The organism is Nonomuraea sp. AD125B, assembly GCF_041402765.1.
Lineage (GTDB): Bacteria > Actinomycetota > Actinomycetes > Streptosporangiales > Streptosporangiaceae > Nonomuraea > Nonomuraea bangladeshensis.
On sequence record NZ_JBGLOU010000010.1, the window covers coordinates 187,137 to 203,461 of the forward strand.

Consider the following 16,325-nt stretch of genomic DNA (forward strand, 5'->3'; position numbering starts at 1 on the left):
GGGCGCCCCCCCCCCCCCCCCCCCCCCCCGCGACTCAGCCATCTGATCTCCGCTCCCGCCACGGAGGGGAAACGACGACCCCGCCGGCTCGGACCGGCGGGGTCGTCGTTCGCATATGAGGATTCCGCCGCACCCGTCGTCGGCAGAGGCGGGCTTGCGAGAAAAAGCCGCGATCAAGGCGTGTCGGTTCGCAGCCGATAGACGTGGGTCTCGATGTTCAGGCTGATCTGGCACTCCGTGGCGAAATAGTGCTGCTGCGCCTCTTCGAAGATCTCCGCGCAGCCGGGCTGTGTGCGCACGAAAGAGAGCAGACTCCACGCGTCCGCTTTTCCGAGCCGGATCTCGTCCTCGCCGAAAACCGGTCGGGCGCCTCCGCCGTCGCGAACCGTCGTCGAGAACTGCCGGACGAGCTCGAAGCCGAATTCCTGGGCCCGCCTCGGCAGGTCGTTCAGGATCAGCCGGTCGCCGGCGTATGCCCGGTTGTAGGCCTGCATCATCCGCCGCACGACCTCCGGGCCGGCGAAGGTGGCGTCGTTGGCGTCCACGACGTACAGCAGGCCGCCGGGCCGGAGAATCCGTCGCATCTCCAGAAGTGCGAGGTCGGGGCTGCGGAGATGGATGAACACGAAGCTCGCGGTGATCACGTCCCGTGACGAGTCCGGCTCGTCGGTGGCGTACGCGCTGCCTTCGCGGAAGTCGAGTTCCGGGTATGCCTCCCGGGCCCTCGAGAGCAGCTCGGCGGCGGGTTCGACGCCGCGCACCTGATAGCCGGAGAAGGGCGCCTCCCCGGCGACCGCGGCCAGGTAGTCTCCCGGCCCGCTCCCGATGTCCAGCAGTGACGCGGGTGCGGGCGGGAAGGGCGTCATGGACAGGCGCCGTCGCTGCTCGGCGAGCATCACCTGGCCCTGGGAGGCCAGGCGGGGCGCCTCGGTCTCAAGGCGTAGTTCTCGCAGATAATGGTTCTCCGCCCCCAGACCGGTCACCGCCAAGAGGTCCGCGCGCTTGTTCTCGGCGAGAAAGCGGACCAGCGAGGGCACGGGAATGCCGCCGGCGGCCGAGTACTTCCTGGTGAGATCCCGATGTTGCAGGTAGAACCTCTCCAGTTCCTCTTCGCCTTCGACCTTCATCACCACCAGCGTGTCCGCGCCCGAGCCGACCTGGGCGTGATAGCTGAAGTTCCTTCTCGCGTAGCGGTCGACGAGGTGCAGGAGCGAGTCGGCGTGCACGTAGACGAAGAACCGGGCCGGCAGCAGTGACTCGCTGATCTGCCGCAGCATGGAGGTCCCGATTTCCGCGGTGAGCAACCGGCCCCGGTATTCCGGGAGTTCCACCCGCATGCCTATTCCGACGCTCGGCCCCTCCACCCTGGACAGTGCCAGCGCGTCCAGTTCAGGGGCGCCCGGCTCGTAGACGTACGCGGAAATGGCCGCGACGATCTCTCCGCCGGACACGGCGCAGAGGTGGAGGCCGTCCGGATCGCGGTCGCGATGGATTCTCTTCTCCGGCCAGCTCATCTCCTCCATGAACACACGCCTGCGCAGGGCGAGTATCCCATCCGCGGCTTCGCCCCAGGTCAGCCACTGTGCCGTCAATTCCCTGCTGTCATCCATTGCTGCGGTCCTTCCGGTAGCGCTTGGAGGTGGTGAGAGGCGGAAGAAAGGGCCACTCGTCGATCAACCCGCCCTCGTTCCCGTGGACGCCGCCGGCTCGGCCTCGTAAGGCAGCGGGAAGGCGCGGCACAGCTCCCGGACGGAGGCGGTCACCCGCTCGCGCACCGGGTCCGGCAGGGTGAGCCCACCGCCGGGCAGCAGGACGACGTGGGCGAGCACCGTGTCGATCAGTTCGGCAAAGCGCTCCATCTCCGACGGGCCCATCCCGCGGAGCGAGACGCTGTTGCTGCCCAGACGGACCCCGCTCGTCGTCGTGGCCCCACGGGTGTCGCCCGGAATCTTGTCCTTGTTGACCAGAATGTCGCAGAGCTCCAGGGCCCGTTCGGCATCGGCGCCGGTGAGGCCGCCCGGCACGCGGAACAGCACGATGTGGTTGTCGGTCCCGCCGCCCACCACCTCGTACCCGCGGCCGGCCAGCGACCGGGCGAGCGCGTCGGCGTTGGCGCGGATCCGCCGGGCCAGGTCGCGGAAGGCCGGGTCCAGCAGCCGGCCGAGCGCGCGGGCCTTCGCGGCGATGGTGTGCACCTCGGGAGAGCCCTGCATCAGCGGGAACACCGCGCTCTGGACGCGCTGGGCCAGGGTGCGTACGCCGTCGTCGCTGAGCACGTCCGCGTCGCGGCCCATCATGATCAGCCCGCCTCGCGGACCGTACAACTGCTTGAACGTGCACGTCGTCGTGAAGTGCGCGGCGTCGATGGGGCTCGGGTGCAGACCGGCGGCCACCAGTCCGGCGATGTGGGTGACATCGGCCAGAACGTAGGCGCCCACGTCATCGGCGATGGCGCGGACACGGTCGAAGTCGATCAAGCGGGTGCAGGAGGTGGTGCCGCAGACGATCAGCCGGGGCCGGTGCGCGCGGGCGAGATCGCCGAGCTGCCGGTAGTCGATCACGCCCTCGTCGTCGACCCCGTACGTGTGCGCCTTGAAGAGTCTGCCGCTCAGGTTGACCTCCGCCCCGTGGGTGAGGTGGCCGCCCTGGTCCAGGGACATGCCGAGGATGGTCTCGCCCGGCCGGAGCACCGACTGCATCACGCTGTGGTTGGCGAAGCTGGCGCAATGGGGCTGGACGTTGACGTACCGAGCGCCGAAGACCTGTTTGGCCCGCTCGATCGCCAGCTCTTCGACCTGGTCGACGTGACGACATCCCGCGTGGTGGCGCCTGCCCGGGTATCCCCCGGCGGTGACGTTGACGATGCTGGACCCCGTCACCGCCAGCACACTGGCGTCGGTGCCCCCGCTGGAGGCGACCAGGGACAGCGACTCCGTCTGGCGGCGGTGCTCGCTTTCGAGCAGATCGAACAGCAGGGGGTCGTCACGGCGTAACTTGTCGACGCCCTCGCTCAGGCAGCGGCCGAGCGCGCTCTCCATACGTGCCTCCCTGTGCTTCCGGCTCACCAGGCGTGGTCGATCTCGGGCAACGCGGGGTGGCGCCCGGTGCCGCGCCGCGCGGACCGCCAGGGGCGAAGGTAGGGGGGCCCGCTTGTGGCCGGCTTGTGACCGGGGACCCCACCGGCGTGCGCGAAGCAAGAACTCACAAGCGGACCGCCACCGGCCTTGATGTCCTCATCGCCGAGAAGACGCTGTGGCCACATGTGAGCCGCAAGGCCGATGCTGAACAGTCGTCCGCATGGAACTCGACGCCTTCGCCCTGGGCCGGCCCCGTGCAGCGCGGCGCCGAGCCTCGCGCAGGGACCAGTCGTCGGCGGCGCGCTCGCGTAGCAGAGCCTGGTGTCGAGGATCTGCGGCGCACGTACAAGGGCCGCCGCTGACTGCTCACACCATCAGGTGGAGCAGGTCGTTCAAGCGGGCTCAAGGGGTGACAAAGGGCTGAAGAGAAGCACAAGCGGCGCCCGTGAGACTGTCGGCAGGCCATAAGGCATGGCCTGTGCAACCAGAAGGGGGAAATGCCGTGCGTGGCATTCTGAAGATCGACGACCTTCCCGCGGGTGTTTCCGAGCTCTCCGGCTCGGACCTTGACACCGTCGCGGGGATCGACATCGTGCTCGACGACGGCTCGGTGATCACGGCCGGCATGGAGACGGGGACGGGCTTCACCTGCACGTCGTACAACAACGGCAAGAGCTTGGACTGCAAGCAGAGCTGACCGTCGTGAAAGTCGCGGGGAAGCCGGCGTCCACGGACGCCGGCTTCCCCGCGTGACGACGAAGGAGCACTTCAGACTGTGTTACTGATCATTAGCGACCACGGCGACGACTCGGTCCACGCCGTCCTGCCCAAGTTGCGTGAGCGCGGCGTGCCGACGCTGTGGTGGGACGAGGCGGACTACCCGGAAGCCTCGACCCTCACCACCAGCTACCGCGACGGCCGCTGGCGGCAGACGCTGACGTACCGGGGCGAGGAACACGACCTGTCGCGGGTGACAGCGGTCTGGCATCGCCGCCCCGGCCGGCCGTCGGCCCCGGCCGTGCGGGACCCGTCGCAGCGCGAGTTCGCCGAGCACGTGGCCGGGCATGCCCTCGCCGGCGCGTACGACCTGATGACGCGGGCGCGGTGGATGCCCGCCCGACCGGCGCACCTCCAGGCGATCGACAACAAGCTGCTGCACCTGTACCGGGCCGTTCAGCTCGGCTTCACCGTGGTGGACACGGTGGTGACGAACGACCCGGCCGAGCTCGTCCCGGCCTGGACCAGGGCCGGTGGCCGGCTCATCACCAAGGCGCTGAGCTTCCGGACGTTCACGCTCGACGGAGAGTACGGTCACCTCTACACCACCCCGGTGCCGCGCCGGCGGCTGTCCGGGCGGCACCGGTTGCGTTACGCGGCGTCGATGCTGCAGCCCAATGTGCCCAAGGCGTACGAGCTGCGGGTGACCGTCGTCGGCGAGCGGGTCTTCGCCGCGCGCATCGACTCCCAGGCCTCGCGGCTGACGACCGTCGACTGGCGGCACTACGGCGATCCCAAGGTGGGCTACTCGGCCTACGATCTCCCGGCGGAGGTCGCGGAGCGGTGCGTCCGCCTGGTCGCGGAGCTCGGCCTGAGCTTCGGCGCGCTGGACCTCATCGTGACCCCGGACGGCCGGTACGTCTTCCTGGAGCTCAACGTCGACGGGCAGTGGGCCTTCATCGAGACGTTGACCGGCCTGCCCATCGCTGACGCCATCGCCGGCTGGCTCACCACCCCGACCGGCTACGAGGAACCCACCGATGTCCACTGAGCAGATCACGCCCTCCTCCGAGACCCGCGCCGCCTTCGCGACGGAACTCGCCGAAGCGGTGGCGCTGTTGCGTCAGCTGCCGAAGAACCTGCCCGACGAGGCGCGGCGACGCGTACGCACCTGGTCGGAGGAGCGGCCGTGGCTGAGCGCCGAGCTCGTGGTCGATCAGCCGCCGGGGTCCACCAGAGCCGGCTACGACCTGCTCCTGGAGCACCCCGCCGGCGGTACGGTCGCCCTGTCGACCGAGGTGGACGACGGCATCCCCTGGCTGGTCGACCACTCCACGCACTGGGCGGCGGGGCAGGTCCTCCGCGTCGACGGGCACGACCTGTCGATCGCCGCCGCGCTGTCCACCATCCGCGCCTTCGGCGCCCGCGACCGGCAGATCCACGAGCGGCTGGTGGACCATTGCATCCTGCTCGGGGAGATGAGGAGCGGCGAGGGGCCGCTCACGGACGCCGAGACGCAGCGGGCGGCCGATGAGTTCCGCCGGCGTCGCGGGCTCGACACCCGGGAGCGGACACTGACCTGGCTGGCCGAGGCCGGCCTGTCCGAGGAGGCGTTCTGGCATCACGTCAGGGCGCAGGCCTACGTCGCACGCGTCCGCGATCGCTTCGCGGGCGAGCCCGCCCGGCGTCACCTGGCCGAGCACCCCGAGGAGTTCACGCTGCGGCGTGCCGCGTGGGTGACCGGGGTGCGGCCGGAGGTGGTCGGCGAGCTCGCCGACGGCCCGGTGGACGGGTTCCTGGATCGGGCCGCCGCGGCGGTGCGCTCCGCACGGGTGCGCCTGGAGGCGTGCACGGCCCTCACCCCGCGGCTGCCCCAGCCGATACGCGAGCTGCCGGCCGGGCAGGCGGTGGGGCCGGTTCCGGTCGAGGGCGGCTACCTGGCCGGCGTCGTGTACGAGGTCGTCCCGCCCTCGCCCGGCGACCCCGAGGTGCTCGACGCGGCGCGGGACGCGGCCTACCAGGCGTGGCTGGACGAGCGGCGGCGCTCCGCGGACATCAGGTGGTTCTGGCTGTGAGCCGGCGGGTGCCGCTGCGGATGCAACTGACCCGCAGCGAGTGCGGCGCGGCCTGCCTGGCCATGGTGCTCAGCGCGCTGGGCCGTCGCACCGGTCTCACCGAGATGCGCGAACACCTCGCCGAGAGTGTGGACGGGGTCAGCCTGCGGGAGATGATCCAGGCCGGCGCCCGGTTCGGGCTGCGGCTGCGCGCCTGCCGCGCCCCGCTGGACGCCGTCGCGCGGCTGCCCGCGCCGTTCATCGCACTGTGGAACGACAACCATTTCGTCGTGGTCGAGCGCGTGACGGCGCGCGGCGTCACCGTGCTCGACCCGGCCCGCGGCCGGCGCCGGCTGCCGCACCAGCGGTTCGAGGCCGGTTACTCCGGCACCGTGCTGCTCGCCGACGCCCCTGCCGGGCTCGCGCCCGCCGCCGCGCCCTCGCGTCCCTGGACCGTGCTGCGCCCGCTGCTGACCCCGGTGCTGACGAACCGCAAACTGGTCGCCGCCGTGCTGCTGTCCTCGCTGGCGGCGCAGGCCCTCGGCCTGGCGGTGCCGGTGTTCACCAAGCTGGTGGTGGACCGGCCGCTGACTGTCGACGTCACGGCGCTCGCGGCGGCGGCCTGCTGCGTCGTCGTCACGCATGCGCTGATCGCATGGGTACGCGCCCGGATACTGATCGCGTTGCAGACGTCGGTGGCCGCGCAGGTCATGCGCGAGCTCGTCGGTCACACGCTGGCCCTGCCGTACCGCTTCTTCCAGAGCAGGTCCAAAGGCGACCTGCTGAGCCGGCTGGGCGGCGTGACGGTGCTGCGCGACCTGCTCACCGATCAGTCACTGGCCTTCCTGTTCGACCTGCTGACCGCGGTGTCGTACCTGACGCTGCTGTTCGTGGCCGCGCCCTGGCTCGGGCTGCTGACGCTGGTGACGGCTCTCGCCCAGGCCGCCGTCGTGCTGGTCACGGCCCGTCGCGGGCGGCATCTGGCCCTGGCCGCCGTGCACAGCAGTGCCGCCACCCAGGCCGCCCTGGTGGACAGCCTCGCGGGCATCGAGGCGATCAAGGCCACGGGTGGGGAGGCCGCCGCCGTCAGCCGCTGGCGTGAGCAGCACGACGAGGAGCTGACCACGAGTGCGGCCCGCAACCGGCACGTGGCCGGGGTGCAGGCCGCGAGCAACGCGCTGGGGATGGCGCTCGACCTGGGATTGCTGGTGGCCGTGTTCGCCACCGCCGGGCAGGGGGCGTCGCTGGGCGACCAGCTCGCCCTGGTGACGCTGGCGGCCGCCGCGATCACGCCGCTGAGCTCGTTGCTCGGCATCACCTACCAGCTCCAGCTCGCCGGCGCCCACGTCGGGCGGATCGCCGACCTGATGAGCGCGACGCCGGAACGCGTGGGCGGGACCCGGCCGGCGGGCGGGCTGCGCGGCGGCGTGGCCGTCTCCGGTCTGTCCTCCGGCTACGACTCCCGCGCCCCGGTGCTGCGGGACATCTCGCTGCACGTCCCGCCGGGCGCGCGGGTCGCGATCGTCGGCGCCTCGGGATCCGGCAAGACGACGCTCGGCCGGGCGCTGGTCGGGCTGGTGGAGCCCGCCGCCGGGCAGATCCGGTTCGACGGGATCCCGCTGGAGGAGATCGACCTGCGCTGGCTGCGGAGGCAGGTGGGAGTCGTCACCCAGCAGCCGCACCTGTTCGCCGGCACGATCCGGGCCAATATCGCCGGTTTCGCCGAGATGAGCCGGCAGGCCGTCGAGGAGGCCGCCCGCCTGGCCGAGATCCACGACGAGATCGTCCGGCTGCCGCAGGGCTACGACACCGACATCGGAGAGGGCGGTGCGCGTCTGTCCGGCGGGCAGCGTCAGCGGATCGCGCTGGCCCGCGCGCTCGCCGGCCGGCCCAGGATCCTGCTGCTCGACGAGCCGACCGCCAGCCTGGACGGCGTCACGGAGGAACGCATCCGCCGCAATCTCCTGCACCTGGGCCAGACGCAGATCGTCATCGCCCACCGCCTGTCCACCATCCAGGACGCCGATCTCATCGTCGTGCTGGACCGGGGCCGTCTGGTCGAGGCCGGCACCCACGACCGGCTCATGGCGTACGGCGGCTACTACGCCGGCCTGGTGCGCTACCAGCACAGAACGGCGGGGCAGCAGGTCCGATCCTCGGCCAGGTGAGGACCGCTACCGGGATGCCGCCGACGGCACCGCGACCGGCTCGCCGAGCAGGAGTGCCGTCTCTCTCGCCCGCGTGCTCCACCAGGTGAGCCCGTTGCGGGCGGCAAGGCCGGTCAGCGTGGCCAGATGCCGGGCGGCCGCGTCGCGGTCACCCACGGCCTCGGCCAGCCGGGCCAGGAAGAAGTCGACGGGCCCCAGCGTGACCACGGCGGAGCTGACCGCGATGGTGCCGCTGTAGGGCAGCAGTTCGGCGTAGGTCGCCCGGCAGGCGCGGACGTCTCCGACCGCAGCCTGCGCCGCGCCCTGGAGGCAGGTCATGGTGAGCCACGACCAGTCCCGCACCCGCTCGGGCCAGCCGCCCGCCGCCAGCCGGCGCGCCTCGGCGGCCCGCCCCTGCCGGATCAGCAGCAGGACCCGCAGGTCGTGGTCGGCAGAGGGATGAATGCCCGCGATCGCCTCGACGAGCGGCCCGGCCTCGGCCAGGGTGCCCCGGTGGTAGTGCAGGATGAGCCGCCCGGCGGTCACCACCGCTTCGCCGTGCCACACGCCCAGCCGGCCGGCCAGCCGGCCTGCCTCGCGGTACTGGGCCTCGGCGTCGTCGAACCGGCCGGCCAGGACGAGCCGGTTGGCCCGCCACAGCGTGTGCTGGAAGCGCGGCCAGGGTAGCGGCAGCCGCTCCAGCAGCGTGTCGCAGCGGGCCGCGGCGTCGTCCGCGCCCGCCACGTCGAACGCCTCCAGCCGGTGGTGGCTGAAGATCATGTGCGCGAGCAGCTCGAAGTCCGGTTCCCCGGCCCGTACGGCCGCGTCGAGCAGGTCGGCGGCGATCTCCACCGGTTCGGGGGCGTGAGCGGGCAGCGCGGGCAGCGACAGGTAGCGGGCGTTGAGCATCCGCACCAGCAGGCGCGGATCGCCCAGCCGGCGGGCCATCTCGACCGCTTCGATGGCCAGGGCGTCGCGGCGCGGGTCGTCGGTCGCGTCGTACAGCTCCTCGGCCAGGACGCCGAGCAGACGGGCCCGCGTGGGGCTGTCGGTCGCGGGCAGGTCGCGCAGCGCGGACTCCAGCCGGTGCACGAGCCGCAGGTCCACCGCCTCGTACGGGTCGCGCAGCGTCCAGATCGCGGGCGCGTCGAGAGCGGTGAGAGCCCGGGCGGTCGGCTCCGGCCCCGCCGCCGCCCTGTCGGCGGCGTGGATGGCCCGGGCCCTGGCCTGCCGCGCGCCGACCGCGTCCCCGGAGTCCAGCAGCGCCCGTACCTGACCGAGCAGCAGCTCCAGATGGTCGAGCGGGTCGCCGGCGCGGGCGCCGTGCGCGGTGATCGCCCGCTTCCACCACATCGCGGCCTCCTCGTAGGCCAGGCGCAGGCCGGCCTGCTCAGCCGCCGCGCGCGCCCATCGCACCGCCTCGCCGTAGGCCGCGGGACCGGCCTCGACCGCGTGGTGCGCGATGACGGCCACGTCGGCGTTCGGCCGTGAGGACAGGGAGACCATCACGCCGCGGTGGATCGCCGCCTTGCGCAGGGGCGGGAGGTCGTGCACCAGGGTGTCCCGGACCAGGTCGTGCGCGAAGGCCATCCGGCCGTCGCGCGGGACGACCAGCCCGGCCCGGACCGCCTGGTCCAGCAGGTCGCAGATTTCCTGATCGTCAGCGGCCTCGGATCTCCCGAGAGGGGGAGCGGCTTGTGCGCGGCAGATCTCGGCGACCGCCGCGGGGTCGAAGTCACGGCCGAGTACCGCCGCGACGCCGAGCACCTCGCCCGCCCGCCGCCCGAGCGCGCCGATCCGCTGGCGGACCACGGTGGCGACCGCGTCGGGCACCGTGTCGAGCGGGCGGCCCTGGGCGAGCAACCGGACGCTTTCCCTGACGAAGAACGGGTTCCCTCCGGTACGGTCGGCCAGCCGCCTGGCGGTGACCTCGTCCACCGTCGCCTTCATGCCCGCCGCGATGGCCCGCACGGCGTCCGTGTCGAGACCGTCCAGGTGGACGCGCCGCAGGTCGTAGCGGACGAGGCGGGTCAGCAGCTCGTCCACGGGCAGCCCGGCGCCGGCGGTCCGTGACTCGTCCCGGTCGCGGAAGGCCGCCACGATCTTGAGGGGCGTCTTCGCCGCCGGCCTGCTCGTCAGCATGATCAGGTCTTTGAGCAGTTCGAGCGAGGCCGGGTCGGCCCAGTGCAGGTCGTCCAGAACGACGATCACCGGCTGGATTCGCGCCGCCGCCAGCAGCCAGTCCGCGACGGCCTGGTTGCGGCGCAGCAGCGCGGCGGAGGTCGGGCCCGCGGGCTGCTCGTCGTCAAGGAGACCGGCCAGCGCTGCCCGGTCGGCGGGCGGGTGATGGCGGACGAGCGTGTTCAGCACCCGCAGCCACGGCCACAGCGGAGGCGCCCCCCGCAGATCGAGGCAGTCGCCCCACAGCACGAGGTGGCCGAGGCCGGCGCAGTGCTCGCCGAACGCCTCCAGCAGGAAGGTCTTGCCGATGCCCGGCTCGCCGGTCACCGCGGCCACGGCCACACCGCCCTCGTCGAGCAGCTCCCGAAGGGCCGCGAGCTGCCGCTCCCGGCCGGGTACGGGCCGGCGCCGCTCGGACGGGGCCGCCGCGGACAGCACCGCGGCGGCGCGTACGGGGTCCAGGGAGTCCACCTGCCGGAGGATGTCCTCCTCCAGTGCCCGCAGCTCCGGTCCGGGGTCGAGCCCGAGCTCTTCGGCGAGCCGCTCCTTCGCCCGGCGCAGCACGGCCAGCGCATCGGCCTGCCGCCCGGTGCGGTACAGCGCCAGGGCCAGCAGACTCCACAGCCGCTCGCGCAGCGGGTGCTCGAACGTCTCCGCCTCCAACCCGCCGATCACGAGATGGGGACGGCCCAGGTCGATCAGCGTCTCGGCCCGGCGTTCGACGGCGGTCATCCGCAGCTCGCACAGCCGGGTGACCTCGGCGAGCGCCCACGGCCGGTCGGCGAACTCGTCATAGGGGACGCCGCGCCACAACCGCAGCGCCCTGTCCAGGTGGTCGAGCCTGTCCTCGGCCGACTGCACCTCGGCCCGCTCCACCAGCCCGGCGAACTCGATCGCGTCCACGTCCCCGGTGGCGAGCAGGTAGCCGGGCTGCCGCGCGACGAGGAGCTGTGGCGGCGCGCCGCGAGGCCGCTCGGGCTCCAGGACGCGGCGCAGATTACTGATGTACGAATGCAGCGTCGGCAGGGCGGTGGCCGGCGGCGATCCGTCGTACACGTCCGCGATGAGCGCATCCGTGGAGACCACGGCGCCCCGTGCCAGCAGAAGCCGGGCCAGCACCGCACGCTGGCGCCGGCCGCGCAGCTCCACCCGGCCCCGGTCATCGTCGCAAACCTCCAGCGCTCCGAGCACCCGGAACCTCACGCGCGCTGCCCCCATCGCCGATCTTCCCCCATCATCGTCTCCGCGCGCCGGCGCGCCCCACGACACCCCCGCAGATGCCACTGGCGCCGGAGCCTGCTAACCGGCCAGTGACGTCCGGCACGGCAACCCATTGTCTACAATTCCGTCAGACCGGCCGGTACGAGGTCGTTCTCCTCAGAGGCGTGTTCGAGCGCCTGCGGAGGCAGGGCGGCGCTGACGGTGGTGCCCTCGCCGGGCACGCTGTTGACGCTGAGGCCGCCGCCCAGCGCACCGAGATCGGCTCGGCTCGTCAGCAGGCGCGCCTCCAGCGCTTCGCGAGCTCTCACCGTCATGCCGCCGCCGTCATCACTGATCGTCAAGCGCAGCCCGGTGCGGGCCGTGGTGAGAGCAAAGCCGACGGTACGGGCCTGCGCGTGACCTTCGATCTCCCGCAGCACCTCGCGGATCACACGATGGACGATGGTGCGAGGGTGCCCGGCGAGGTGCGTTTTCGGCAGCGCCCACAGCTCCACCGTGATCCCGGTCCGCTCCGACCATTCCGCCAGGTGATCCTCCAGCAAACGTGAGTAGGAGGACGGGACGTCCAGACATAGCTGATCTCGTGACATGTTCTTTCTTCCTTCTGATTACACACAGCGAACAGACGCGCGCGGCCGGCGGGTCAGCAGATCCGATGAGGCCAGGGGAGCTCAGCGTCGGCTCGCCCTCGGCCATGTCGACCTGGGTGTCGGCGGCGGGATGCCGGCCGCCGTGACTCTCCGCCGCCGCGCGCATTGGTGGCCTGTGCCCTTCTCCACCTGTGTTGGTTGCCGCGTCACCGTGCCTGCGACCGTGGTCACGGCGCACAGCTCGCCGGCGGCCAGCAGCAGGGCCACGGCGTCGTCAGAGACGGTGTCGGTGTCGACGACCAGGGGAAGAGGCGGCACGATCAACCTCATCTAATCGTTTAGATCGCTGTGCAGACTCTATCTAAACGATTAGATACGAGATTGTAAAACCGTTATGGCGCCCGCGCAGACAAGCCGACGATCACCATGGCCGTGCGGCCCGCAGGGCGGGCACCTCGACCGCGGTGGCGACCCGGGCGTCGAGGTCGTCGAGCTGAACATCCTCCACCCGGTGGTAGACGGGCAGGCCGCGCTCGGTGGCGATCCGTACGTCCTCGTCGGCGCCGGTGGACTCGCCCGCCAGCCGCAGGACCGCGTCGCAGTGCCGCAGCAGGCGCTCTGCGGTGGGGTGCATGATCTGCTCGGCCACCGGGTCGGCCGGTCCGGTGCCGCCCGCACATTGGCCAGGCCGAGCCTCCTCCAGTCGGGCCGGATCGCTCGCCATCAGCTCGGGTTCATCGTTCATGCCTGAATGGCAGGCTCCAGCGATAAGAATCATCACGTTGTGGAACTATAACAGGAAATACTCGGAAAAATCAAGGGAAATCGTGCAGAATCTCCTTGGCGGGGATCGCACCTGGCACCACCGTTATCGCGGCCGTCCGCGCGCTCCCGCTCGACCTGCGCGCCACCGTCGTCACCCACGGCCCCACCGTGGCCGGCACGGAGAAGACCGGCACGGCCTCCCGTTTCGCCGTTCTGCTGTTGGCGGACGTCGCTGGAATCGTCGCCGATACCGGCGGCGAGAACGCCGCCGTAAGCTCACTCGGCGCCCCACCTATCCATGCCTGACAGTGCGGCCACAGACCGTGCACGATTCTGCATGTTTGCCCGCAGTCGCGACCAGCGCGGTCCTGCCGTTGCCGATCAGTGACGCGGCTCACCGCAGAGGTCTGATGGTTCGGGCACGTCACTCATCGAGGGCGCGGCGGCGAAGGGGCACCGGGTCGGTGGCGAAGCGCGCGGCGCGGGGCGCGCGTTCGTCCCCGAAGCGGCGGGTGAGGATGTCGTACAGCTCCGGGCGCCGTCCCTGCATCCAGCGCCGGCCCGTCGAGAGCGGCAGCAGGGTGAGATCGAGGTCGGCGACGACCAGGTCGTCGCCCGCCTTCCAGGTCTCGGCGAGGATGCGGCCGTAAGGGTCGATGATCATGGCGTTCCCGGTGCGGATCTCGCCGTCGTCCTCCCCGACGCCGTTGCTGAACACGACGAACAGCCCGTTGTCGTGCGCCCGGGAGGGCAGCCAACGCATCAGCCACTCGCGCCCGCTGGGGCCGCGCAGCTCGGCCTCGATCGCCTGCGGGTCCTGGTGCCGGCCGCGCCAGAGCGGTACGGGGATCGGCCGCATCCCGTGCGGGCTGCGGGAGTCGGTGCCACCGGTCTGGTGGGGCGCCAGCAGCACCGAGGCGCCCATCAGCGCCGTGGCCCTGACGTTCTCGACCAGGTTGTTGTCCCAGCAGATGAGGACGCCCATGCGTACGCCCCACGGCGTGTCGAAGACGGTGTAGGCGTCGCCGCTGCCGATGGCCGGGTGCTCGAAGGCGTGCAGCTTGCGGTGCCGGTGCACCCGCCCGTCCGGCAGGCAGACGGCGTAGCTGTTGAACAGCCGGCCCTCCTCGCCGGCCTCCAGGAAGCCCACCCCCGCGGCGACCCCCCGCGCGAGTGCCAGTTCGCGGACCGCGGCGACGGACGGACCGTCCACCGGCTCGGCCAGCGCCCGCAGCCGCTCGGCCGGATGCCTGCGCAGATGCCAGTACCCCAGCAGGCACATCTCGGGAAAGGCCACGACCTGGGCCCCCTGCTCCGCCGCGGCCCGCAGGTGCTGCTCGATCTGGGCCAGGTTGTACGCCTTGTCGTCGGGCCGAGGCTCGAACTGCACGCTCGCGCAGCGCAGGGCCGCCGCGGAACCGCCGCCCATGTCGTCGCTCCGTCTCATGAAGACTCTCCCATTCTCGCGTTCGGTGCACCAGCAGACCGCATCGCCCTCCCATGCGTCCAATGAATCATTTGTGGCATTCGATAGATTGGGCGAATGGACCTCGGCCTGCTCCGCGCCTTCCTCGCCGTCACCGAGCACCGTCACTACGGCCGCGCTGCCGACCGGCTCAACATCACCCAGCCGACACTCACCAAGCAGATCCAGACCCTGGAGGCGCAGGTGGGCGGCCGGCTGTTCGACCGTGGACGGCACGGCGCCACGCCCACGCGGCTGGGCGCCCTGCTGCTGCCCGAGGCGCAGTCCCTCGTCCGGCACGCCGACGCGCTCACCCAGCGGATGACGAGGATGGCACGCGGCGAGGCCGGCACCCTGACGGTCGGGTTCGGGCTGTCGAGCATCGACCTGGTTCCCCGCCTGGTCGCCGCCTTCCGGCAACGCTGTCCCGGCGCGCACGTCACCCTCGACGACATGTCCTCCCAGCAGCAGCTCGACGACATCAGGGCGGGCCGGCTCGACGTCGGCTTCGTCCGTCCGCCCCGCGAAGCCGGCTGGGAGCACCTGCCCGTGGGCACCGACCGCCTCGCCCTCGCCCATGCCGGCGAGCCTCCGCCACGGCCCGCGGACCTTCCCGGATGGGTCGCCCGCCATGACTTCCTGCAGTTGGCGCAGGTGAAAGGGCCGGGGTTGGCAGAGCAGATCGACCGCTTCTGCGACGCCACCGGGATCCGTCCCACCGTCATCCAGGAGGCGCATGACCTGCAGACCGTCCTGGCGCTGGTGGCGGCGGAGGCGGGCGCCGCGTTCGTGCCGGCCAGCGCCGCCCGCATCGCGCCGGCACCGGTCACGATCACGCCGATCGGGCATCCGGCCGCCGCGTGGCAGATCTCAGCGGTGTGGAACCGTGAGCACATGCACGCTCTGACGGCCGGGTTTCTCGCGCTGATCCGCGAACAGCGGCCGGCGACCAGCCGTGACGCACGCATGAAATAGCCGGGGCCTTCGGGGGATCAGGGGCGATGCGGCCCTGGCTCCCGCGGGGCTTCTGGGGGAGAGTAGAGCAAGATCGGCGCAGGAGGAGGCGGCAGTGCGGCTCGGATTCAGCATCGGCACCCTCGGCCCCGTGGCGGCCGGCCACGACGCCCAGCTCACGCTGGTACGCGAGGCCGAACGGCTCGGCTACGACTCGGTGTGGGCGTCGGAAGGGTACGGCGTCGACCCGGTGACCACGATGGCCTGGCTGGCGGCCGGCACCGAGCGCATCGGCCTCGGCACCGGCGTGCTCCAGGTGACCGGCCGCACCGCGATCGCGGCGGCGATGGCCGCGACCACGGTCGACCGGGTCTCGGGCGGCCGGTTCCTGCTCGGGCTCGGCGCGTCGGGACCGCAGGTGGCCGAGGGCTGGCACGGCCAGCGCTACGAGCGGCCCCTGGCCCACCTGCGCGACTATGTGGCCGTCGTCCGCACCGCGCTCGCGGGCCGCCCGGTCGAGCACGCCGGCCCGGAGATCGTGCTGCCGCTGCCGGACAGCCGGGGCAAGGCGCTGAGCATGACGGTCTCGCCCGTCCGGCAGCCGCTGCCCGTCCACCTGGCCGCCATGGGGCCGAAGGCGGTCGCGCTGGCCGGGGAGATCGCCGACGGCTGGCTGCCCATCCACTTCCCGCCCGAGCACCTCGCCGAGACGATGGAGCACCTGCGCGCCGGAGCGGCCCGCGCCGGCCGCAACGCCTCCGAGGTGGAGGTCTCGCCGATGGTCATGGCCATGGTCGACGACGACGCCGACTACGCCCGCGACCTGATCCGCCCGATGCTCGCGCTCTACCTCGGCGGCATGGGCACCCGGCAGGTCAACTTCTACAACCGGCTCGCGCACCGGCTCGGGTTCGGCCCGGCGGCGGCCCGCGTACGCGACGCCTACCTCGACGGCGACCTCGGCGAGGCGATGGAGGAGGTCCCGGACGACCTGGTCGACGCCCTGACGCTGTGCGGGACGCCCGCGCGGGTGCGCGAGCGCCTGGAGGACTACCGCAAGGCGGGCGCGACCCGGCTCATCGTCGGACTGAACGCGCCCACCGTGGACGACCGCGCCGACCAGCTCGGGTGGCTGGCCGAGCTCAACGCCTGAG

At 72.0% G+C, this 16,325-nt stretch carries 13 protein-coding genes; 7 read left to right on the forward strand and 6 right to left on the reverse strand.

Going from position 1 to position 16,325, the window contains the following annotated elements; genetic code table 11:
- Positions 1-173 precede the first annotated feature (173 nt).
- Both ACBR40_RS26420 and glyA read right to left on the reverse strand, forming a co-directional pair.
- A complete protein-coding gene (locus ACBR40_RS26420; RefSeq protein WP_371250478.1) occupies positions 174-1,610 on the reverse strand; it encodes a methyltransferase domain-containing protein in 1,437 nt (478 codons plus the stop codon).
- 63 nt (positions 1,611-1,673) lie between these two features.
- Complete coding sequence (gene glyA, locus ACBR40_RS26425; RefSeq protein WP_371250479.1) at positions 1,674-3,038, reverse strand: serine hydroxymethyltransferase; 1,365 nt, start codon at positions 3,036-3,038, stop codon at positions 1,674-1,676.
- A gap of 541 nt (positions 3,039-3,579) precedes the next feature.
- On the opposite strand from glyA, the gene ACBR40_RS26430 reads away from it, so the two are divergent.
- The 4 genes from ACBR40_RS26430 to ACBR40_RS26445 all read left to right on the forward strand — a co-directional run bounded on the left by ACBR40_RS26430 (position 3,580) and on the right by ACBR40_RS26445 (position 8,016).
- Positions 3,580-3,774 (forward strand): hypothetical protein, encoded by a 195-nt coding sequence (locus tag ACBR40_RS26430; protein ID WP_371250480.1) that lies wholly within the window; start codon positions 3,580-3,582, stop codon positions 3,772-3,774.
- Positions 3,775-3,852: 78 nt separating this feature from the next.
- The gene (locus ACBR40_RS26435) at positions 3,853-4,845 is read left to right on the forward strand and encodes an MvdC/MvdD family ATP grasp protein (protein ID WP_371250481.1); all 993 of its coding nucleotides are present in this window, start codon (positions 3,853-3,855) and stop codon (positions 4,843-4,845) included.
- A complete protein-coding gene (locus tag ACBR40_RS26440; RefSeq protein WP_344219470.1) occupies positions 4,835-5,869 on the forward strand; it encodes a TIGR04500 family putative peptide maturation system protein in 1,035 nt (344 codons plus the stop codon). Before ACBR40_RS26435 ends, ACBR40_RS26440 begins: the two co-directional genes overlap by 11 nt.
- Complete coding sequence (locus tag ACBR40_RS26445; protein WP_371250482.1) at positions 5,854-8,016, forward strand: peptidase domain-containing ABC transporter; 2,163 nt, start codon at positions 5,854-5,856, stop codon at positions 8,014-8,016. Before ACBR40_RS26440 ends, ACBR40_RS26445 begins: the two co-directional genes overlap by 16 nt.
- A gap of 6 nt (positions 8,017-8,022) precedes the next feature.
- Here ACBR40_RS26445 and ACBR40_RS26450 read toward each other — a convergent pair whose 3' ends face one another.
- The 3 genes from ACBR40_RS26450 to ACBR40_RS26460 all read right to left on the reverse strand — a co-directional run bounded on the left by ACBR40_RS26450 (position 8,023) and on the right by ACBR40_RS26460 (position 12,732).
- Positions 8,023-11,394, reverse strand: a complete 3,372-nt coding sequence (locus tag ACBR40_RS26450) for a BTAD domain-containing putative transcriptional regulator (protein ID WP_371250483.1) — start codon at positions 11,392-11,394, stop codon at positions 8,023-8,025.
- 119 nt (positions 11,395-11,513) lie between these two features.
- Complete coding sequence (locus tag ACBR40_RS26455; protein WP_371250484.1) at positions 11,514-11,987, reverse strand: hypothetical protein; 474 nt, start codon at positions 11,985-11,987, stop codon at positions 11,514-11,516.
- 421 nt (positions 11,988-12,408) lie between these two features.
- On the reverse strand, positions 12,409-12,732 hold the full coding sequence (locus tag ACBR40_RS26460) for a hypothetical protein (RefSeq protein ID WP_371250485.1): 324 nt from the start codon (positions 12,730-12,732) through the stop codon (positions 12,409-12,411).
- 95 nt (positions 12,733-12,827) lie between these two features.
- Between ACBR40_RS26460 and ACBR40_RS26465 the strand changes: the two genes are divergently transcribed.
- Positions 12,828-13,058: a hypothetical protein gene (locus ACBR40_RS26465; RefSeq protein WP_371250486.1), complete on the forward strand. Its 231-nt coding sequence runs from the start codon at positions 12,828-12,830 to the stop codon at positions 13,056-13,058.
- Between the two features lie 118 nt (positions 13,059-13,176).
- On the opposite strand, the gene ACBR40_RS26470 is transcribed toward ACBR40_RS26465, so the two are convergent.
- Positions 13,177-14,199 carry a nitrilase family protein gene (locus ACBR40_RS26470; RefSeq protein WP_371250487.1) on the reverse strand — a complete coding sequence of 341 codons (1,023 nt, stop codon included), beginning with the start codon at positions 14,197-14,199 and terminating at the stop codon, positions 13,177-13,179.
- 96 nt (positions 14,200-14,295) lie between these two features.
- Here ACBR40_RS26470 and ACBR40_RS26475 point away from each other — a divergent pair, with 96 nt between their 5' ends.
- Together ACBR40_RS26475 and ACBR40_RS26480 are read left to right on the forward strand one after the other, a co-directional pair.
- Positions 14,296-15,192, forward strand: a complete 897-nt coding sequence (locus ACBR40_RS26475; RefSeq protein ID WP_371250488.1) for a LysR substrate-binding domain-containing protein — start codon at positions 14,296-14,298, stop codon at positions 15,190-15,192.
- Positions 15,193-15,286: 94 nt separating this feature from the next.
- Positions 15,287-16,324 (forward strand): LLM class F420-dependent oxidoreductase, encoded by a 1,038-nt coding sequence (locus ACBR40_RS26480; protein ID WP_371250489.1) that lies wholly within the window; start codon positions 15,287-15,289, stop codon positions 16,322-16,324.
- Position 16,325 lies beyond the last annotated feature (1 nt).

Bases quoted from the DNA above. Each gene is read 5' to 3' on its own strand.
- ACBR40_RS26455 (WP_371250484.1), bottom strand. From the start codon at position 11,987: ATGTCACGAGATCAGCTATGTCTGGACGTCCCGTCCTCCTACTCACGT.
- ACBR40_RS26470 (WP_371250487.1), bottom strand. From the start codon at position 14,199: ATGAGACGGAGCGACGACATGGGCGGCGGTTCCGCGGCGGCCCTGCGC.
- ACBR40_RS26460 (WP_371250485.1), bottom strand. From the start codon at position 12,732: ATGAACGATGAACCCGAGCTGATGGCGAGCGATCCGGCCCGACTGGAG.
- ACBR40_RS26440 (WP_344219470.1), top strand. From the start codon at position 4,835: ATGTCCACTGAGCAGATCACGCCCTCCTCCGAGACCCGCGCCGCCTTC.
- glyA (WP_371250479.1), bottom strand. From the start codon at position 3,038: ATGGAGAGCGCGCTCGGCCGCTGCCTGAGCGAGGGCGTCGACAAGTTA.
- ACBR40_RS26420 (WP_371250478.1), bottom strand. From the start codon at position 1,610: ATGGATGACAGCAGGGAATTGACGGCACAGTGGCTGACCTGGGGCGAA.
- ACBR40_RS26450 (WP_371250483.1), bottom strand. From the start codon at position 11,394: ATGGGGGCAGCGCGCGTGAGGTTCCGGGTGCTCGGAGCGCTGGAGGTT.
- ACBR40_RS26475 (WP_371250488.1), top strand. From the start codon at position 14,296: ATGGACCTCGGCCTGCTCCGCGCCTTCCTCGCCGTCACCGAGCACCGT.